Origin of the sequence: Micromonospora sp. S4605 (genome assembly GCF_003176715.1) — a bacterium.
GTDB classification, from domain to species: Bacteria; Actinomycetota; Actinomycetes; order Mycobacteriales; family Micromonosporaceae; genus Micromonospora; species Micromonospora echinaurantiaca.
On record NZ_QGSW01000286.1, the window covers coordinates 1 to 18,707 of the forward strand.

17 protein-coding genes are annotated in these 18,707 nt (G+C 75.6%); 3 read left to right on the plus strand and 14 right to left on the minus strand.

Annotation, left to right across the window (positions count from 1 at the left end):
• From DLJ47_RS25725 to DLJ47_RS35920, 13 genes are all read right to left on the minus strand, one after another.
• On the minus strand, window positions 1-436 hold a 436-nt coding region (locus DLJ47_RS25725; protein WP_146228196.1), incomplete at its 3' end, for an AMP-binding protein.
• The gene (locus DLJ47_RS25730; protein WP_109903600.1) at window positions 433-2,748 is read right to left on the minus strand and encodes a lantibiotic dehydratase; all 2,316 of its coding nucleotides are present in this window, start codon (window positions 2,746-2,748) and stop codon (window positions 433-435) included. The genes DLJ47_RS25730 and DLJ47_RS25725, both read right to left, overlap by 4 nt.
• On the minus strand, window positions 2,745-5,918 hold the full coding sequence (locus DLJ47_RS25735) for a thioesterase domain-containing protein (RefSeq protein ID WP_109903602.1): 3,174 nt from the start codon (window positions 5,916-5,918) through the stop codon (window positions 2,745-2,747). Before DLJ47_RS25735 ends, DLJ47_RS25730 begins: the two co-directional genes overlap by 4 nt.
• A complete protein-coding gene (locus DLJ47_RS25740; RefSeq protein ID WP_109903604.1) occupies window positions 5,915-9,385 on the minus strand; it encodes an AMP-binding protein in 3,471 nt (1,156 codons plus the stop codon). Before DLJ47_RS25740 ends, DLJ47_RS25735 begins: the two co-directional genes overlap by 4 nt.
• A 331-nt stretch (window positions 9,386-9,716) precedes the next feature.
• Window positions 9,717-10,118: a DUF2267 domain-containing protein gene (locus DLJ47_RS25745; RefSeq protein WP_109903606.1), complete on the minus strand. Its 402-nt coding sequence runs from the start codon at window positions 10,116-10,118 to the stop codon at window positions 9,717-9,719.
• A 133-nt stretch (window positions 10,119-10,251) separates the two neighbouring features.
• Window positions 10,252-10,650 (minus strand): NUDIX hydrolase, encoded by a 399-nt coding sequence (locus tag DLJ47_RS25750; RefSeq protein ID WP_109903608.1) that lies wholly within the window; start codon window positions 10,648-10,650, stop codon window positions 10,252-10,254.
• Between the two features lie 103 nt (window positions 10,651-10,753).
• A complete protein-coding gene (locus DLJ47_RS25755; protein ID WP_109903610.1) occupies window positions 10,754-12,010 on the minus strand; it encodes an MFS transporter in 1,257 nt (418 codons plus the stop codon).
• Complete coding sequence (locus DLJ47_RS25760; protein WP_109903612.1) at window positions 12,010-13,419, minus strand: FAD-dependent oxidoreductase; 1,410 nt, start codon at window positions 13,417-13,419, stop codon at window positions 12,010-12,012. The genes DLJ47_RS25755 and DLJ47_RS25760 overlap by 1 nt, the downstream gene beginning before the upstream one ends.
• Window positions 13,420-13,495: 76 nt before the next feature.
• On the minus strand, window positions 13,496-13,993 hold the full coding sequence (locus DLJ47_RS25765) for a GNAT family N-acetyltransferase (RefSeq protein ID WP_109903614.1): 498 nt from the start codon (window positions 13,991-13,993) through the stop codon (window positions 13,496-13,498).
• Window positions 13,993-14,319, minus strand: coding sequence for an ArsR/SmtB family transcription factor (locus DLJ47_RS25770; RefSeq protein ID WP_109903616.1), 327 nt, complete (start codon window positions 14,317-14,319; stop codon window positions 13,993-13,995). Before DLJ47_RS25770 ends, DLJ47_RS25765 begins: the two co-directional genes overlap by 1 nt.
• Window positions 14,320-14,336: 17 nt before the next feature.
• On the minus strand, window positions 14,337-15,563 hold the full coding sequence (locus tag DLJ47_RS25775) for a M28 family metallopeptidase (protein ID WP_199236002.1): 1,227 nt from the start codon (window positions 15,561-15,563) through the stop codon (window positions 14,337-14,339).
• Entirely contained in the window at window positions 15,560-15,832 is a 273-nt protein-coding gene (locus DLJ47_RS25780; RefSeq protein ID WP_233258022.1) for a hypothetical protein, read from the minus strand. Before DLJ47_RS25780 ends, DLJ47_RS25775 begins: the two co-directional genes overlap by 4 nt.
• Window positions 15,829-15,978, minus strand: a complete 150-nt coding sequence (locus tag DLJ47_RS35920; RefSeq protein ID WP_158289896.1) for a hypothetical protein — start codon at window positions 15,976-15,978, stop codon at window positions 15,829-15,831. Before DLJ47_RS35920 ends, DLJ47_RS25780 begins: the two co-directional genes overlap by 4 nt.
• Before the next feature lie 85 nt (window positions 15,979-16,063).
• On the opposite strand from DLJ47_RS35920, the gene DLJ47_RS25785 reads away from it, so the two are divergent.
• On the plus strand, window positions 16,064-16,435 hold the full coding sequence (locus DLJ47_RS25785; protein ID WP_088994488.1) for an ArsR/SmtB family transcription factor: 372 nt from the start codon (window positions 16,064-16,066) through the stop codon (window positions 16,433-16,435).
• Window positions 16,436-16,450: 15 nt separating this feature from the next.
• Here DLJ47_RS25785 and DLJ47_RS25790 read toward each other — a convergent pair whose 3' ends face one another.
• Window positions 16,451-17,560: a flavin-containing monooxygenase gene (locus tag DLJ47_RS25790; RefSeq protein ID WP_233258023.1), complete on the minus strand. Its 1,110-nt coding sequence runs from the start codon at window positions 17,558-17,560 to the stop codon at window positions 16,451-16,453.
• Between the two features lie 64 nt (window positions 17,561-17,624).
• Between DLJ47_RS25790 and DLJ47_RS25795 the strand changes: the two genes are divergently transcribed.
• Both DLJ47_RS25795 and DLJ47_RS25800 read left to right on the plus strand, forming a co-directional pair.
• Window positions 17,625-17,969, plus strand: a complete 345-nt coding sequence (locus DLJ47_RS25795; RefSeq protein WP_109903622.1) for an ArsR/SmtB family transcription factor — start codon at window positions 17,625-17,627, stop codon at window positions 17,967-17,969.
• Between the two features lie 99 nt (window positions 17,970-18,068).
• The coding region (locus DLJ47_RS25800; protein ID WP_109903624.1) for an arsenate reductase/protein-tyrosine-phosphatase family protein at window positions 18,069-18,707 on the plus strand (639 nt) is incomplete at its 3' end.

The following is an 18,707-nucleotide window of genomic DNA, read 5'->3' on the forward strand; positions in this document are numbered from 1 at the left end:
GGGCGGGGCCGGGCAGGCCGACCGCCTCGACGCCGGGCACGTCACCGAACTCCGCCTCGGCGGCGTCGCCGACCACCACGGTCACCCCGGCGTCGGCGGCGATCTCCCGCAGCCGCCGGCGCGGCCCGCCCGGCTCCAGCGGCACGTAGCAGCCGCCGGCGAGCAGCACGCCGACCACGGTGACCACCAGGTCGGGGGTGCGAGCGCCGCAGACGCCGACCCGGGTCTGCCGGCCGACGCCGCGCTCGCGCAGCGCGGCGGCCACCCCGGCGGCCCGGGCCAGCAGCTCGGCGTAGCTGAGCCGGGTGTCCCACTGGCGCACCGCCACCGCGTCCGGGGTGCGGGCGGCCTGGGCGGCGATCAGCTCGGCCAGCGTCGCGTCCGGCCAGGGCAGCTCGTCCCCGTGCACAGCGCTGATGGACAGGATGTCGGTCACCCGTTCACTCCCCGGTGGCTCACTGGATCGGTGATCTGCATCCGCAGCTCGCTGACGTAGCCGCGGCCCCGCGCGTCGGTCACCCAGGCGTCCGCCGGGTCCGGCAGCAGCTCGCTCACGGTGACCGTGACGTCCGGGCCGGTCTTCGCGGCGGCGTCGACCATGGCGCAGAGCGACTGGGCGTGCAGCGGGCCGCTGAGGTCGACGTAGCAGGGCTTGACCTCGGTGCCGACCTTGACGAAGACCCGCTCGGGCAGGCCGAGCCGCGCCCGCCAGCGGCGGACCGTGAGGAACCGCTCGGCCTCACCGGTGACCCCGGCCAGGCCGGTCTCGGCCACCGTGGTCCGCCAGGTACGCCGGGCCACGACCAGCCGGTCGATGGTGATCCGGGGCGTGTGCGCGGCCGGGGCGAGCAGCTTGAACGCGTCCAGCAGCAGCGCGCCGAGCAGGGTCGCGAAGATCTCCATCACCGGCCAGCGGGTCCCGTCGGGCAGCACCGCGACCCACCCGTCGGCGCCGGGCTCGACCAGCGCCTCGGTGGCCCGCACCAGCCGGTCGACGTCGGCGCCGTGCGCGGTGTCGATGCCGAACTGCCGGTCGGCGGGCCCGTCCAGCGCGTACGTCATCCGGGTGCTGTGCCGCGGGAAGCTCTCCGGATAGAGCACCCGGGCCCGGGCCGGGCCGAGGTCGGCGTCGAGCGCGGCCCGCAGCGCCGCCCGGTCGGGGTGGAACGGGGTCAGCACCGCGCTGTCGAACGGGACGTAGGCCGGGTGCAGCTCGCCGAGGACGAGCAGGAACTCGCCCCGGTCGACCGCGTCCAGGTCGGCGGCGCTGAGCTGCACGTCGGGGCTGTGGATCCGGGCGGACGGCCAGCCGGGCCGGTCGGCGCCGAACAGCGCGCGGGCCCGCTCGGCAAGGTCGGCGCTGCGCAGCCGCAGCTCGGCCTGGCCGGGGGCGACCGTGTCCAGGCCGACCAGTTCCGCCCAGCGGGCGGTCAGTTCCGCGCCGGCGCGGGCGATCGGGCCGTCCGGGGCGAGCAGCAGCCCCTGCGCGAGCGCCCAGACGTCGGCCAGCCGCACCGGCCCGTCGCCGCGCAGTTCGGCGTGCAGGTCGGCCACGAGCCGCTCGCCGGCCGCGCCGACCTCGGCGGTCAGCCAGCGGGCGGCGGTCAGCACGATCGCCAGCGGTTCGGCCAGCGCGTCCAGCACCCGGGAGCCGACCGTGACGTCCAGGTCGCGGGCGGTCTCCTCGTAGAGCACCGTGCGGCCGACGTACATCTGGCCGGCCTGGCGGGTGGCGGGCCGGCCGGTGACGGCGGTGAACTCGGTGTTCAGCGCGGCGAGCGCGGCACCGAGCCGCTCCGGGTTCCCGGCGGCCGCGGCCACCGCGTCCCGCGCCGCGCGCAACCGGTCGAACGCGGCGGCCACCTCGGCGCGGACCGGCGGGTCGCCGATCGCGGCGATCCGCTCCACCAGCACGCGCTCGGCCGCGGGGCTGACCGGCAGGCCGGCGTCCCAGGTCAGCAGGTTCCGCTCGACCAGCCGGTCGAGCAACAGGTAGCCGTCGTCCGGGCTGCGCAGCTCGCCGTCGGCGCACAACCGCCGCACCAGCTCGATCGCGGGCGTACGCCCGTCGCAGGCGGCCAGCAGCCGAGCCTCCACGGCGGACAGCTCGGTCGGCGGCAGCAGTGGCCGGGTGACCTGCCGGCCGGCCAGGCTCAGGTGCGGCGGCAGGGCCGGTGCCCACCAGCGGCGCACCGCCAGGTCGTCGGCGAGCCGGTCGGCGTACGCGATCAGCGCCCACGCCTCGAAGTGGACCTCGCGCCGGGACACCAGCGCCGGACCGGGCCGCAGCCGCGTGCTCGGCTGGTCGGGGTCGAGCCGGCCCCAGCAGACCGGGCCGAAGAAGCCGATCGTCTCGGCCTTGCCGCAGTAGCGCTGCCAGTAGCGCAGCAGGCTCAGCTCGCGCTTGCGCCGGCGGACGTTGCGGACCGCCGGGTCGGTGCGCAGCAGGCCGTCCAGCGCGATCAGCATCTCCGGGTTCTGCCAGGTGACCGCCTCACGCAGCAGCGGGTCGGCGGCGATCTCGCCGCACACCGCCGAGCTGTCGGCGAGCGCCGCCGTGAACGCCTTGTCGAACAGGTCGGCGGTGTCCTCGCCGGCCAGCAGGGCGTCGGCGGCGGCGGCGACCTCGGGGGCGGCGAAGGCGTCCAGCCCGGCCGCCGGGAAGCCGGCGGTGCGCAGCACGACGTCGCGCCACACCGACCAACCGGTGTCGCCGAGCGGGATTCGGTGGCTCTGCCGCTCGCTCATCGGCCGGCCTCCCGCTCGTCGGCGTCGACGATGTGCAGCCGCAGCTCGCTGAAGTAGCGCCGGCCGGCGGCGTCGGGCACCCAGGCGTCCGCCACCGTGGGCAGCATCTCGCTGATCACCAGCGAGGTGTCGTCGCCGCCGTCGCCACGGGCGGCTCGCACCATGGCGCAGAACATGTTGCTGAACGCCGGGCTGCTCAGGTCGACGAAGCAGGGCTTGGTCTCGGTGCCGAGCTTGACGTAGACCTGCTCGGGCAGGCCGAGCCGGCGGCGCCAGTCCCGGACGGCGAGGAACCGTTCCCGCTCGCCGGTGACGGTGGCCAGACCGCTGCCGCCGACCGTGGTCCGCCAGGTCTGCCGCGCCACCACCAGCTCGCCGAGGGTGATCCGCGGGGTGTACGGCGCGGCCGCGACCAGCTTGAACCCGTCCACGGCGTGCGCGCTGAGCAGCGGCGAGAAGACCTCGGTCAGCGTCCAGCGCTGCCCGTCCGGTGCGACGGCGAACAGCTCGCCGCCCTCGTCGACGACGGTCAGGTCCACCGTCGGCAGCACCCGGTCCGGGTCGGCGCCGGGCGCCGGCGCGAAGGCCAACTGCCGGTCGGTCGGCCCGGCCAGCGCCTCGGCGACCCGGCTGGTGCGCCGGGGCCAGTCGGTCGGGAAGAGCAGCCGGATCCGCCGCTCGCCGAGGTCGGCGGTGAGCGCCTCGCGCAGCCGTCCCACGTCGGGGTGCGCCGGGGTGAAGACCTGGCAGTCGAAGGACGCCCAGGCGGCGTGCAGCTCGCCGAGCACCACCGTGTAGTCGCCGCGGGCCAACGCGTCCGCGTCGGCAGCGCAGATTTGCAGGTCGGGGCTGTGCAGCCGGGCGTTGGGCCAGGCCGGGCGGTCGGCCGGGAAGACCTCGGCGACCCGGGCGGCGAGGTCGGCCACCGGCAGCCGGACCTCGGTGGCCCCGGGTGGCAGCGCGTCCAGGCCGAACAGTCCGGCCCAGCGGCCGGCGAACTCGGCGGCGACCGCGTCGACCGGCCGGGTCCCGTCGCCCCAGAACAGACCCTGGGCCAGGAACCACAGGTCGGCCAGGGCGACCGGGGCGCCGGCGGACTCGGCGCGCAGCTCGTCGTGCAGTTCCCGGAACGCCGCGCCGTACGCCCGCTCCAGCGCGTCGACCAGCCAGCGGGCGGCCTGGAGCAGCACCGCGAGCGGGGCGGCGATCCGGTCCAGCAGCGGCTGGCCGAAGACCACGTCGAGGTCCCGGCTGGTGTCCTCGTAGCAGAGGGTGCGACCGGCGTACATCTCGCCGGCCCGGCGGCGCGGCGGCTGCCCGGTCAGCTCGGTGAAGGTGGTGTCCAGCGTGTCCAGCGCCGTACGCAGCCGCGCCGGGTCGCCGGCCGCGGCGGCCACCGCGTCCCGGGCGGCGCGGAGCCGGTCGAAGCCGGCGCGGGCGTCCCGCCGCGCGGTCTCGTCACCGATCGCGTCGATCCGCCGTAGCAGCACGTCCTCGGCGTCCGGGCTGACCGGCAGCGCGGCGTCCCAGGTGACCAGTTCGCGCTCGACCAGCCGGTCCAGCAGCGCGTAGCCGTCCTCCGGGCGGCGCAGCCCGATCGTCGGGTCGGTGACCAGCTCGCGGGCCGGACGCCGGCCGTCGGCGGCGGCCAGCAGCGCCGCCTCCACGCCGGTGAGCGTCACCGGCGGTCGGCCGGGCCGGCGGACGGTCCGGTCGACGAGGCTCAGCTGGGGGCAGAGCATCGGCGCCCACCAGCTGCGCACCGCGAGGTCCTGGCCGATCCGGTCGGCGTACGCGGTCAGCGCCCAGGACTCGAACCACACCCAGCGGCGCCGGGTCAGGCCGGGGCCGGGGCGCACGTCGGCGGTCTCGGTACGGGCCGGGTCGAGGGTGACCCAGCAGCTCGGGCCGAAGAAGCCGACCGTCTCGTTCTTGCCGCAGTACCGCTGCCAGTACTTGAGCAGGGCGCGTTCCCGGTCGCGGCGCCGCACGTTGCGGGCCGGGTCGGGGCCGCCGCGGGCGAGACCGTCCAGGGCGAGCAGGGCTCCCCGGTTCTGCCAGGTGACCGCCTCCCGCAGCAGCGGATCGCCGGCCAGCTCGGTGAGCCGGCGGCCGGTGGCCGCCACCGCCTCGGCGAACTCCTTGTCGAACTGCTCCACGCCGGCGCCGGTCGTCAGCAGCTCGTCGGCGGCCGCGGCGGCCTGCGGGGCGGCGAACAGGGCCAGCCCGTCGGCGGGGAACCCGGTGGTGCGCAGGATGGCGTCCCGCCACACCGACCAGCCGGTGTCACCCAGCGGCACCCGGTGCCCGTCGGACCTCGCCGTGGTTGCCGGGTCGCCGGGCGGACCAGCCGCCACGGGTGTTTCAGCTCCGGACGGACCGGCCGCCGTGGCTGTCGCGGCGGCCTGCGTCGCCGCCACGTCGGCGAGCGCGGTGTCGGCGAGGGCCGTGTCGAGGTCGGCGCGGATCAGGGCGAGCAGGTCGGGCAGCCGGTCGTGCAGGAAGAAGTGCCCGCCGTCGATGTCGTGCAGGGTGAAGCCGGCGGCGGTGTGCTCGCGCCACGCCGCGCTGTGCGCCCGGGTGACCGCCCGGTCGTGCCGGCCGCTGAACGCCACGATCGGCACCGGCAGCGGCTCCTCGGGGACGTAGCGGTAGCTGTCCACCCGGCCGAAGTCGGCGCGCAGCAGGGGCAGCAGCAGCTCGACCAGCTCCGGGTGGTCGAGCAGCTCGGTCGGCAGCCCGCCGCCCGCGCCGAGCCGGCGCAGCAGCTCGTCGTCGTCCACCCGGGACAGTCCGTCGAAGAGGCTGGGCGCGGTGACGTGCGGGGCGCGGGCGCCGCCGACGTACAGCCGCAGCGGCAGCGGCAGGCCGGCCCGGCGCAGCTCGCGAACCACCTCGAAGCCGACCCGGCCGCCCATCGAGTGGCCGTAGACGGCGTACCGGCCGGTGGCGCGCTCGGCGATGGCGTGCGCGACGTCGGCCACCCGGAACCGCGGGTCCTCGCTGATCCGGTTCTCCCGGCCGGGCAGCTGCACGGGCAGCACCTCGACGCCCGGGCCGAGGCCGTCCTGCCAGCGCCGGAACGCGCTCGCGCCCGCACCGGCGTAGGGCAGGCAGAACAGCTGGACCGGTGCCGGTTCCCGGCGGCCGGCGGAGACGAACCAGTTCACCGCGCGCCTTTCTGAGGGGGGTCGATCCAGTACCGCTGGCGCTGGAACGGGTAGGTGGGCAGTCCGGTCCGCCGGAGGGTGCCCTCGGGGTGCAGCGCCGCCCAGTCCACGTCCCGGCCGGCGACCCAGGCCGCGGCCAGTTCGCGTAGCTCTCCCGCCGGCCCGGCCACCCGGGCGTCGGTGCCGAGCAGCTCGTCCAGCGCGACGACGGCGCCGGCCGGGTCGGTCGCCACCACGGCCGCCCGGCAGCCGAACGCCCGTCGGCCCAGGGCCAGCGTGGCGGCCACCTCGGCCAGCACCGGGCGGGTGCCGGCGAGGTGCTGGCGCAGCCGGGTCAGGGCCGACCGCAGCGCGACCGGGTCGCGGGCGGACACCGGCAGCAGGTACGCCGCGGCGTCCGGGACGTCGACCGGCTCGACCGGCGGAGGTTGCTCGACCACGACGTGGGCGTTGGTGCCGCCGACCCCGAACGAGCTGACCCCGGCGACCCGGCGCGCCGCGTCCGGCCAGTCCCGCGCCTTGGTCGGCACGTAGAACGGGCCGGCGGCCAGGTCGACCTCGGGGTGCGGGCGGGTGAAGTGCAGGTTGGGCGGGATCACCCCGTGCTGCACGGCGAGCACCGCCTTGATCAGCCCGGCGATGCCGGCGGCGGCGTCCAGGTGACCGATGTTGGTCTTCACCGAACCGAGCGCGCAGGTCTCCGCGGGGCCGGCGCCGGCGTACACCTCGTGCAGCGCGGCGACCTCGATGGCGTCGCCGAGCGGCGTACCGCTGCCGTGCGCCTCGATGAAACGGACCTCGCCCGGCGCGACCTCGGCGGCGGCGAGCGCGTTGGCCACCGCGGCGGCCTGCCCGGCCGGCCCGGGCACGGCGAAGCCGGCCCGGTCGGCGCCGTCGTTGGTGACGCCCCAACCGGGCAGCACCGCGTAGATCCGGTCGCCGTCGGCCTGCGCGTCGGCGAGCCGGCGCAGCGCCACCACGCCGACGCCGGAGCCGAAGCCGGCGCCGTTGGCCGCCTCGTCGAACGCGCGGCACCGGCCGTCCGGCGAGGCCAGCCCGCCCGGCGTGTGCCGGTAGCGGGGCCAGGTCACGTTTACCCCGCCGGCCAGCGCGATGTCGCACTGGTAGTCGGCCAGGCTCTGGGCGGCGAGGCAGACCGCGACCAGTGAGCTGGAGCAGGCGCTCTGCACGGCGACCGCCGGCCCGGTCAACCCCAGCCGGTACGCCACCTGCCCGGGCAGGTGGTCGGTGAACTGCCGGCCGATCAGCCGGGCCTCCCAGTCGTCCGGGTCGACGTCGCCGACCACTGCCGGGTTGTCCAGGAGGTGGAACAGGAAGTAACGGTTGGCCGAGGTGGCCGCGTAGACCCCGACCAGCCCGGGGAACCGGGTCGGATCGTGACCGGCGTCCTCCAGTGCCTCCCAGGCGGTCTCCAGGAAGAGCCGGTGCTGCGGGTCGGTGCGCGCCGCCTCCTGCTCGCCGAAGGAGAAGAAGCCGGCGTCGAAGTCGGCCACCCCGTCCAACCGGCCGGCCGCCTTGACGTGCCGGGGGTCGTCGCGCAGCCGCGACCCGATGCCGAGGGCGGCCAGTTCCTCGTCGGTGTGGTCGTGGATCGAGTCGACGCCGGCGCAGAGGTTCCACCAGAAGGTGGCCACGTCGGGGGCGCCCGGGAAGCGGCCGGCCAGGCCGACCACCGCGATCTCGTCGCCGGTGTACTCGCGGGCGGCGGTGGTCGGTGCGGCCGGCGGCAGCATCGGCGCGCGCACCGGTTCCAGCGGCGCGTCGAGCAGCCGGGCCTGGTCGGCCACCGTGGGGTGGTCGAAGAGGCGCAGCAGCGGCAGCCGTACCCCGAACCGCTCGGCCAGCCGCTGCTGCACCTGACCGAGCAGCAGCGACTGCCCGCCGACGTCGAAGAAGCTGGCGGTGCGGCCGACCGCGGCGCGGCCGAGCACCGCGCACCAGATGTCGTGCACGATCCGCTCGGTGGGCGTGGTCGGCGCCTCGCTCGACGGCACGTCGGCGGCCGGGTCGGGCAGCGCCCGCTCGTCGACCTTGCCGGTGACGGTGAGCGGGAACTCCTCGACCACCACCACCGTGCGCGGCAGCGCGTAGTCCGGCAGCCGCCGGGCGAGGGCCGCGCGCAGGGCCGCCGGGTCGAGCGGCCCGCCGGCCGGTCGGGCGTACGCGAGCAGCTCGCCGTCGCGGGCGATGGCGCGGACCGCGGCGACGCCCGGCTGTTCGGCGAGCACCGCCTCGATCTCGGTCAGCTCGACCCGGAACCCGCGTACCTTGACCTGCCGGTCGAGCCGGCCGAGGCAGACCAGCTCGCCGCCGGGCAGCCGCTCGGCCAGGTCGCCGGTGCGGTACGTCGGCACCCCGTCGGGGTCCACGCCGAACCGGTCGCTGTGCTGGTCGAGGTAGCCGGGGGCGAGGTGCCGGCTGCGCACCACGAGTTCGCCGTCCGGCGCCAGCCGCAGCTGGTAGCCGGGCAGCGCGGCGCCGATCGGCAGCGGCCCGGTGGCGGCCGGGTCGGCCGCGGCCAGCGGCAGCGCGTACCGGGCCGCGAAGGTCAGCTCGGTCGCGCCGTAGCCGTTGACCAGCAGGCAGTCCGGGGCGAACCGGTCGCGGCCGCGCGCGGCGTCGGCGTGGGTGGCCTGCTCGCCGCCGAGCAGCACCACCCGGACGTGGTCGAGCCGGCGCTCGCCGAGGGTGTCGAGCAGGAACCGGTAGACCGTGGGGGTCGAGTGGTAGACGGTGACCCGGTGCCGGGCGAGCTGCTCGACGGCGTGCGCCAGGCCGTGCCGGCGCAGTTCCACCGGCACGACCGCGGCGCCGGCGAGCAGGGCCGGGTAGAGGTCCGGGATGGCCGCGTCGAAGCTGAACGAGGCGAGCAGGCTGAGCCGGTCGGCCGGGCCGAGGTCGAGGGTGGCGATCTGGTTGTCGACGACGTGCAGCAGGTTGCGGTGGGTCTGTCCGACCGCCTTGGGCACGCCGGTGGAACCCGAGGTGAACAGCACGTACGCCAGCGCGTCCGGCTCGACCGGCACCGGGCGCAGCGGGGCGGGCGGCGGAGCGTCCACGGTGAGCACCAGGACGTCGGGGCGGTCGGCGGTGAGCCGGCGCGCGGCCTCGGCGTGCTCCGCTCCACTCAGGACGATGCCGACCCCGGCGGCGGCGAGCATGCGCCGCAGCCGCTGCTCGGGGAACCCCGGATCCAGCGGCACGTACGCGCAGCCGGTCGCGAGGGTGCCGAGGATGGCCGCGATGGTGGGCGCGCCGTGCGCGGTGAGCAGGGCGACCCGGTCGCCCGGCCGAGCGCCGGCGGCGGTGAGCGCCGCGGCGTACCCGCCGGCCGCACCGGCCAGGTCGGCGTAGCTGAGCTGTTCGGACTCGCCGAGCACGGCCGGCAGTTCGGGACGACGGGTGGCGACAGCGCCAAACCGATGGATGACCGTCGATTGTTTCATGTCAGACTACGGACGTCGCCCCGCAACAGGACAGCACACAGCGTTCGACAAGGCCGATCATGATCCCCCCCAGGACTTCACAGTGGATTGAGCATATGGCTCAATACCTGGGAAGAAAGATCATCGATTAGAGTCGGGCCGAAGAGCCGAACGGACCCTCGGACGAGGGACGACGAAAATCGTCCGATCATCCCCCTAGCGCGTAGAGGACCTACCGCATAAGGGCCTACCGTCAAGTAATCTTACGGTAAAACAGGGCTCAGGCCGCGAAAGTTCCCGAAATGTGGGCCATGTCCACAGTCCGACATGGCCTCCGCCGATGCCCGACTGCTCACCCGTCGTACGGCGGAACCGGCGCGATCGTGCCGTCGAAACCGCGCGGAAGCCGGGCCACCATTTCCCGGAACTCGCCGACCGTCACCGCCTGCCGAAGCGTCGCGAAGACCGCGCCGGCACCGGCTCGGGCGGTCGCCTCGTCGACCCCGGCCCGCTCCCCCACCCGGCGCAGGAACTCCGCCGGCCCGAACGCGGCCGACCGGCCCTCGACCGCCTCGGTGCCCGGCGCCAGGTAGTCGCCCAACTCGTCCGGGAGCTGCCCGGCCAGGTCGTCCGCCTCGCCGCCGGTCACCCGCTCGGCCATCGTCTGCAGCACGGCCCGGGCGATCGCGGCGGCCTGCTCGGGCGGCAGCCCGGAGCGGCGGGACACCGCGTCCACGAAGCGGGGAAAGCGCACGGCGCCTCCTGTCGTCACCGGCCCCGCGGATACCCCCACCCCGCCTGACCAAACGCCGGGCACCAGCGTGGCGGACACCATCGCGACCGGTCAGCGCCGGGCCAGCCACACCGCACGGCGTTGTCGCGGCGGGTCAGCGCAGCCCGGCGGACTCCCGCAGGTGGTCGAAGATGAGCTGGTCCACCGGCGAGACCCGGTGCCGGTCGGCGTATCCGAGCCAGCCGACCTCGGCGATCTCGTTGGCCGCTAGCAGGGTGCCCCGGTACGCCGCCGAGTAGCAGGTCATCCGGACCAGCGTGCCCGCCGGATGGCCGTGCGCCTGCGCGGTGAAGGTGCCGACGTGCACGGCGCTCTCCGGCAGCACGACGACGCTCAACTCCTCAGCGATCTCCCGACAGAGCGTCGCCAGGTCGGTCTCGCCCGGCTCCCGCTTGCCACCCGGCAGGTACCAGACGTCCCGCCCGCGCGAGCGGGTGCTGAGCACCCGGCCACCCTCCAGACGGATCCAAGCGATCTTGTCGACGTACCCCACAGCCCGCCCCTCCCAGCCAACCCGCCGGACGGCGGGCGACCCATGATCCTCGAATCTGGAGCAGGGCGAGAGACCCGGTCATCCCCTGCGGAACAACATCCGATCATGAGAGGTGCCCGCCCGCGCGGATCAGCACGCCGGCGGCGGCGAGGGCGCAGCAGCCGGCGACGGCGGCGAGCAGCGGGCCGTAGCCGGTGCGGTGCAGCAGGAGCGCGCCGGCCAGCGGTGCCGTGGCCTTGGCCAGCGTGACCGGCGCGGCGAGCAGGCCGGCGACGGCGGCGTAGCCGACGGTGCCGTAGCGATCGGCCAGCAGGGCCGGGACGGCCAGGCTGGCGACACCGAACCCGAGCCCGAACGCGGTGACGCCGAGGACCGCGCCGACCCGGGTACCGCCGGCCGCCGCCAGGCCGAGCGCGGCGGCCGCCTGGACCGCGAAGATCACCGCGAGCACGGTGGGCACGGACAGCCGCCGCCGAGCGCCGGTGAGGACGAGCCGGCCGGTGACCGACAGGATGCCGAGCAGGCCGGCCACGGTGGCGGCGAAGGTCGCGGCGTGGCCGCGGTCGGTGAGGAAACCGACGAGGTGCACGGTCATCGTGCTGGTGGCCGACCCGTGGGCGACGAAGGTGGCGACCAGGATCCAGAACCGCGCGTCCCGCACCGCCCGCCGCGTCGCGCCCCGCGGCCGGTCCGGTCGCCCCTGGCCGCCAGCGTTCCGAGACGCGGCGCGGTCGGGGTGCGGGCCGGGTGGCCGGCGCACGGTGGCGGCGTGCAACGGCACAGTGGTCACGGCGTGCACGACGGCCAGGACGAGCAGCGCGCCGCGCCAGTCCAGCCGCGCGACCAGCAGCCCGGTGAGTGGCAGGAAGATCGTGCTGGCGAAGCCCGCGACGATGGTGACGGCCAGCAGCGCCCGGTCCCGGCGGGGCGGCGCGTACCAGGAGACGATGACCGCGAAGGCCGGTTCGTAGAGGACCATCGCCCCGGCGACGCCGATGCCGATCATCACCGCGTAGAGCTGCCCGACGGTGTCCACCTGGGACCAGGCGATCAGCAGCGCCGTGGCGGCCAGCGACCCACCGGTCATCAGGCCGCGCCCGCCGTGGCGGTCGAGCCACCGTCCGACCGGGACGGCGGCGAGCGCGCCGGCGATCACGGACGCGGTCAACGCGCCGGTCACGGCGGCGGTGGACGCGCCGAGGGCCGCCGCCATCGGCGCCAGCAGCACCGCGTACGCGTAGTACAGGGTGCCGTAGCCGATGGTCTGGGTGACGGCCAGCGCGGCGACCATCCGGCCCGGCCACCCCGCGGGGTGCCCGCCGATCCCGGCGTCGGCGGGCACCCCGGTGGCCGTGGCCATCAGCCGCCGCAGCAGCCGGCGTCGCCACCGACGGTGGCCAACGGGATCAGGTTGACCGGCGCGGCGAGCAGCCCACCGCTGACCCCGGTGGCCAGCCCGCGGCCCGCTGGCCCGGCAGCCGGTGCGGTGCCGCAGCAGCTGTCGCCGCTCACCGAGTCCGCCGGGTTGCTGTTGCACACCCCGGTCTCCGGGAGTTCCAGCCGCACGTCGCGGGCGGCCGCCCAGTCGCCGGCCAGCGCGGCGACCACCGAGCGGACCTGCTCGTAGCCGGTGGCCATCAGGAACGTCGGCGCCCGCCCGTAGCTCTTCATGCCCACCGCGTAGTAGCCGGGCTCCGGGTGGGCGAGCTCGTCGACGCCGTGCGGCGGGACGGTGCCGCAGGAGTGCTCGTTCGGGTCGATCAGCGGGGCGAGCGCCCGGGTGGCGCCGAGCACGGGGTCGAGGTCCAGCCGCAGCTCGCCGGCGATGGAGTGGTCGGGGCGGAAGCCGGTGGCGGCGACGATCCGATCCACCACGATGGACTCCGTACCGCCGTCGGCGGCCCGCACCACCACGGCGACCCGCCCGTCGGCCGGGTTGAGGGCGTGCACGGAGAAGCCGGTGAGCAACCGGATCCGGCCGGCCTCGACGTGCTCGCGCAGCCGGGAGCCGAGGGCGCCCCGGGCGGGCAGCGCGTCCGCGGCGCCGCCGCCATAGGTACGGGCCGGGCTGGCGCTCCGGATCGCCCAGGTCACCTCGGTGCCGGGCGCGCCGACCGCCAGCTCGGCCAGGGACAGCAGCGTGTTCGCCGCCGAGTGACCCGCGCCGACGACCAGGGTGTGCCGGCCGGCGAACCGCTCCCGGTCCGCGCCGAGAACGTCGGGTAGCGCGTGCTCCAGGAACGGGGCGGCGACGTTCTCTCCGCGGGCGGGCAGGCCGGAGGCACCGAGCACGTTCGGCGTACCCCAGGTGCCGGAGGCGTCGATCACCGCGCGGGCGAGCAGTTCCTCGCCGTCGGCGAGCCGGACCAGGAAGGGGGTCTGCTCGCGGCCGGCGGTGCGCAGCCGGTCCAGGCCGAGCCGGCTGATCGCCTCGACCCGGGCTCCGTAGCGCAGGTGCGGCTTGAGCGGCGGTAGCTCCGCGAGGGGCTGGAGGTAGTCGGCGGCAAGCTCGGCGCCGGTCGGCAGGGCGTCGAGGTCGGGGGCGACCCAGCCGGCCGCGTCGAGCAGCCGCCGGGCGGCGGTGTCGAGGTTGTACCGCCACGGGGAGAACACCCGCACATGACCCCACTGGCGCACCGCCGCGGCGGCGGTGTCACCGGCCTCCAGCACGGTGAAGGGCAGGCCGCGCTCGTGCAGGTGCGCAGCGGCGGCGAGCCCTACCGGCCCGGCGCCGACGACCACGACGGGCAGATCGTCCAGGACGTTCATCAGGAAACTCCTCTGTCTTGAAGATGATCGAAACAAAAGGGTCGACGGTGGCCCAGGCGGGCCGCGCGTACGACGGTCAGGTGATGACGGGACTGCGGCGTTCCAGCAGCACGACGTCGCGCCACCGGCCGTGGTGCCGGCCGACGCGCTCCCGCACGCCGATCACCCGGAAGCCGGCCCGCTCGTGCAGGGCCAGGCTGGCGGCGTTCTCCGGGAAGATGCCGGACTGGATGGTCCAGATGCCGGCCGCCTCGGTCGAGGCGACGAGCGTGTCGAGCAGCAGCCGGGCCACCCCGCGCCCCTGCGCGGCGGGGTCGACGTAGATCGAGTGCTCCACCACCCCGGCGTAGACCGCGCGGGTGGAGGTCGGCGTGACCGCGACCCAGCCGAGGACCGTGTCGTCACCGTCGACGGCCACGAAGCGGTGCGCGGGCAACCGACCGGTGTCGAACGCGGTCCAGGTCGGTGCCACGGTCTCGAAGCTGGCATTGCCGCCGTCGAGGCCCGCCTGGTAGATCGCCAGCACCCGGTCGGCGTCCTCGTGACGCATCGGTCGGACGGTGAGGTCGGCCATCAGCAGGCTCCGTTCGGGCTGGGGGCCGGTCGGCCCATCACCACGTCGGCGGCGGACGGGAAGCAGTCGACACAGGCGTCGTTGACGCGGTAGAGCCGGGCGGTGCCGGCCGGCTCGGCGAGCACGAACCGGACCTCGGTGAGGACCTTCAGGTGCTGGGAGACGGTGGACTGGGCCAGCCCGACCGCCGTGACGATCTCCCCGACGCTCATCGGTCGGGCCTGGCGGGCCAGGTACTCCACGATCTGCACCCGGGTCGGGTCCGCCAGCGCCCGGAACCACGACGCGTACGTCCGCGCCGTCGCCCGGTCCAGCAGTTCTGCCATTCCCGTTTCCTCTATCGTTAATCGCCGATCGACGATGAAAGTGTAGCGGGTGACGACGCGGTCAGCCGCACGGTGGCGACCACCAGCCGCGCCAGGGCGGTCAGGGTGGCCGGTTCGACCCGCTCGGCGGTGTCCGCCGGGCTGTGGTAGCCGGCCATGCCGGCACCGATGCCGACGGCGGCGAAGCCGGCGCCGCCGTAGCGCCGGTTGTCCGAGGCCACCGGCCCGGCCACCAGCGGTACGCCGACCTGCCGGCCGGCCTGGTCCAGCAGCGCGAGCAGCCGGTGGGCGGGCCCGCCCGCCTCGACCGCCGCCGCCCGGTCCAGTCGGCCCGCGCCGTCGACGTTGACGACGAGCGGGTCGGCGTCGGCGGCGCGCAGTCGACGGGCGTGGCGCGCGGAACCGAGGGCGCCGATCTCCTCGGCGTCGAGCAGGGCGACGGAGAGCCCGACGCCGTCCCCGGCCTCGGCGGCCAGGATCCGGGCCGCCTCGAGCACCACGGCGACGCCGCTGGCGTTGTCCGAGGCGCCCGGCTGCCGCAGCCCGGGGTGGTCGCCCACGCCGTCGTAGTGCGCGGTGAGCAGCACGTCGGGCTCGCCCGGCGCCGCCCGGCGGACGATGGCGTGGAGGTTGGTGCCGGTGACGTCGAGCCGACGCAGCGGGGCGTCAGCGGCCAGCCACCCCTGCTCGCCGGCCGCGGCGAGCAGCGCGCGGTGCGTGGCGGGGTCGAGGGTGAGAGCCGGCAACGGCCCCGGGTCCGGGCCGGCGAGGGTGGTGTACTGCCAGCCGTCCGCGTCGACGGGGCGGCTCAGCAGCAACCCCGTTGCCCCGTGGGCGTCCCCGTAGGCGTCGAAGAGGCTCATCCCCGCCGGCACCACCAGCCACCGGCCGGCCGGGTCCCCGTCGCCGGCCACCCCCAGCCGACCCCGCCGGACCTCGGGGGTGTACGCGGACGCGAGGTGGACGGCGACCTGCCGACCGGCGGCGAGGCGGTGCGCCGCCGTGCCGGAGCCCCAGGTCACCGTGGGCGCGGCGGACAGTTCGGGCACCGCCCGCACGGGGAACTCGTCGGTCTCCACCGTCGCGCCGAGCGCGACCAGCTGATCGGCGAGCCAACCCCGGGCCGCGGCCCCGCCGGCGGAGCCGACCCGCCGGCCGGCGAAACGGTCCGCGGCGAGGGCGGCGACGGTGGCCACCATCCGGTCACCGGAGACCTCCCCCGGCGGCGCGGTCGCGGGGATCATCCGCAGCACCCCTGCCCGGCGTCGACGGCGGCGGTCTTCGCCTCGGCGCCGCAGCAGGCGCCCGCGGCGTCGGCCTCCTGCCGGGTGCCGCAACACGGGCCGGACGTCGCGGGCAGGCCGGCGGGCGGCAGGATCGAGCCGACCGCCTGGGCCGGGCTGCCGCAGCAGCCGCCGGAGCCGGTGACCGCCAGGGCGGCGGCCGGGTCGCCGGCGAACCCGCCGGCCGGTTGGATGTGCTCGCTCATCGTGGTCGCCGTCCCGTCGCTCATCGAGGGCTGGTCAGGGTGTGGACGCTGGTGCGAACGCGGTCGTAGCGACGCTCCGCACGCTGGTTGGCGGTGGACACCTGGGCGCAGGAGTCGCAGAAGCGCACTCCCGCCCGAGCCACCACCCACCGCCGGGCCTTGCCGAACATGACGATCCCCTTCCGACGGAGCCTGTCTTGACGTCCGTCTAAGCAGAGACTTGCACGCTGATTAGAGAGATGTCAACCTAGAGGAATGTCAAAGCAGCCGACGCCACTGACCGTGCTGGACGCCGAGACACCGTGCTGCCCACCACTGGCGCAGCGCCGGGTGCCGGCGGAGACGGCCGCCGTCCTCGCCCCCGCCTTCAAGGCCCTCGGCGACCCGGTCCGGCTCCAGCTGATGTCCATGATCGCCTCCGCCGAGGACGGAGAGGCGTGCGTCTGTGACCTCACCCCCGCCTTCGACCTCAGCGGGCCGACCATCTCCCACCACCTGCGGACGCTGCGCGAGGCTGGTCTGGTGGACGCGGAGCGACGGGGCACCTGGGTCTACTACCGGGCCCGCCCGGGCGTGCTGCGCCAACTCGCGGCCCTGCTCACCATCGAGCCGACCCCTGCCAGATAGCCGACCCCACCCGACTCACGGCCGGCCGTTTGCAGCCGCGCGCCGGGCAGCCGGCCGGCGTCGTGACCGGCCCGACACGTGTGCGGCGAGCGCGGCCGTCACGTACGCCGCGTCGCGCCCCACCCCGCGCAGCGTGTTCGACGAGAACGACCGCTGGAACTCCAGGCCGAGGTAGCCGAGCCCGGGATGGGTGGTGGAGATCCCGGCACGCTGCCGGGGCAGGCCGCGGTCGAGGGTTCCGAGCGGCGCCAGGTAGTCCAGGTGCGGACGGTAGCCGGTGGCGAAGACGACGGCGTCCACCCGCTCGGCCCTGCCGTCACTCCAGACCACCCCGTCGTCGGTGAAGGCGGTGAACATCGCCCGGCGGGCCGGTGCGCCGGCGGCGATTGCGTCGCGGTAGATCCCGGTGTCGAGCACGGCGGCGTGCCGGACCAGCCGGGTGAGCACCGGGCGCGGCAGCAGGTCGGCGCCGGTGACGCGGAGCCAGTAATGCAGGTCCCGGCCCCGGATGCGCTGCGGCAGGAACCGGACGGGCGCGCGGGTGGCCAGGGTGACGTCCGCGTACCCGGCGAGTTCGTGGGCGACCTGCACCGCCGAGTTGCCGGCTCCCACGACCACGACCCGCCGTCCCGCGTACGGGTCGGGCCGGCGGTAGTCGGCGACGTGACACAGCTCCCCCGCGTACCGGTCCTGGCCGGGCAGGACCGGCAGGTAGGGGTTGCCGAACGAGCCGCTGGCGGCCACCACGCCGGCGGCCGCGAGTTCGTCACCGGCGTCGGTCTGCACCAGGTAGCCGCCGTCGGGACGCGATCGCACGGCGGTGACCCGGACTCCGGTGCGGACGTCGGCGTCGAGACCGGCGGCGTAGCGCCGCAGGTACGCCACCACCTCGTCGCGGCTCGGGTAGCGCTCCGGGTCGCCGCCGAAGTCGAGGCCGGGCAGGGCGCTGTAGCGCGCCGGCGAGAAGAGGGTGAGGCTGTCGTAGTAGTCGGGCCAGGAGCCGACCGGCTCCACGCCGGCATTCAGGACGACGGGACGAAGGCCGGCGGTCAGCCCGGCCCGAGCGGCGGCCAGGCCGGACTGGCCCCCGCCGACGATGACCACGGGTTCGGTTCGAGGAGTCACGTCGACGATCATATCGTCATTTTGTTGAATGACAATATGATGATGGTGGGGGAAGGTGGGAGGCATGCAGCAGGCGACGTCCGGACGGCCGGCCCCCTCGACCGCGAGCCAGGTCGACGCCCCGTCCGGGCTGGCACCGGAAACGCAGGAGTTCCTCAAGGCGCTGGGCAGCCCGACCCGACAGCGGATCATGATGCTGTTCGCGCGGGGCGCCGAACTGTCGGTGGGCGAGGTGGCCGAGCGTACGGGCATCAGCCAGGCCACCGCGTCCCAGCAGCTGACGCTGCTGCGCAGAGGCCGGGTGGTCACGTCGCGGCGCGACGGGAAGACGGTCTACTACCGGGCGGACCGCGACGGCGCCCTCGCCGCCCTCGCCGAACTGCAGTCCTACCTGGCGACCTGCTGCTGAGCAGCCAACCACGCCACGTCGGCCCGCCGGCGAGCCCGCACGACCCCGGACGCCACCCCGGCTTGACATCGCGCCGTTTGCTCAGCGATAGTTGAGTCAATGAGCATTGAGCCTTCTTCCCTGACCGACCGAGCGCGGGTCCACGCCGCCCTCGGCGACCCGGCGCGGCTGGCGATCGTGGACGCACTCACCCTCGGCGACGCCTCCCCCGGCGAGATCGCCCACGCCCTCGACATGCCGACCAACCTGGTGGCTCATCACGTCAAGGTGCTCACCGAAGCCGGGCTCGTCGTCCGCACCCGGTCCGAGGGCGACCGGCGCCGCACCTACCTGCGGCTGCTGCCAGAGACCCTGGCCACCCTCGGCGCGCCCCCGCTGCCCGGGGTGGGCCGGGTCGTCTTCGTCTGCACCCACAACTCCGCCCGCTCGCAGCTCGCCGCGGCGCTCTGGCGGCACCGTACGCACGGCCCCGCCGCCTCGGCCGGCACGCGGCCCGCCGCCCGGGTCCACCCCCGGGCGATCGCCGTGGCGCACCGCCACCGGCTCGACCTCGACCCCACCGGCACCGCCCACGTCACGGACGTGGTCCGCGACGGCGACCTGGTGATCGCGGTCTGCGACAACGCCCACGAGGACCTCACCGGCCCGGTCCGGCCCCGGCTGCACTGGTCGGTGCCCGACCCGGTCCGGGTCGACACCGACCAGTGGAGACGGGGCCGGACCGGGCCGCGGAGGTCC

Coding starts and splice junctions, on each gene's coding strand:
- DLJ47_RS25730 (WP_109903600.1), bottom strand. CDS start 2,748: ATGAGCGAGCGGCAGAGCCACCGAATCCCGCTCGGCGACACCGGTTGG.
- DLJ47_RS25740 (WP_109903604.1), bottom strand. CDS start 9,385: ATGAAACAATCGACGGTCATCCATCGGTTTGGCGCTGTCGCCACCCGT.
- DLJ47_RS25755 (WP_109903610.1), bottom strand. CDS start 12,010: ATGGCCACGGCCACCGGGGTGCCCGCCGACGCCGGGATCGGCGGGCAC.
- DLJ47_RS25760 (WP_109903612.1), bottom strand. CDS start 13,419: ATGAACGTCCTGGACGATCTGCCCGTCGTGGTCGTCGGCGCCGGGCCG.
- DLJ47_RS25765 (WP_109903614.1), bottom strand. CDS start 13,993: ATGGCCGACCTCACCGTCCGACCGATGCGTCACGAGGACGCCGACCGG.
- DLJ47_RS25770 (WP_109903616.1), bottom strand. CDS start 14,319: ATGGCAGAACTGCTGGACCGGGCGACGGCGCGGACGTACGCGTCGTGG.
- DLJ47_RS25775 (WP_199236002.1), bottom strand. CDS start 15,563: ATGATCCCCGCGACCGCGCCGCCGGGGGAGGTCTCCGGTGACCGGATG.
- DLJ47_RS25780 (WP_233258022.1), bottom strand. CDS start 15,832: ATGAGCGACGGGACGGCGACCACGATGAGCGAGCACATCCAACCGGCC.
- DLJ47_RS35920 (WP_158289896.1), bottom strand. CDS start 15,978: ATGTTCGGCAAGGCCCGGCGGTGGGTGGTGGCTCGGGCGGGAGTGCGC.
- DLJ47_RS25785 (WP_088994488.1), top strand. CDS start 16,064: ATGTCAAAGCAGCCGACGCCACTGACCGTGCTGGACGCCGAGACACCG.
- DLJ47_RS25795 (WP_109903622.1), top strand. CDS start 17,625: ATGCAGCAGGCGACGTCCGGACGGCCGGCCCCCTCGACCGCGAGCCAG.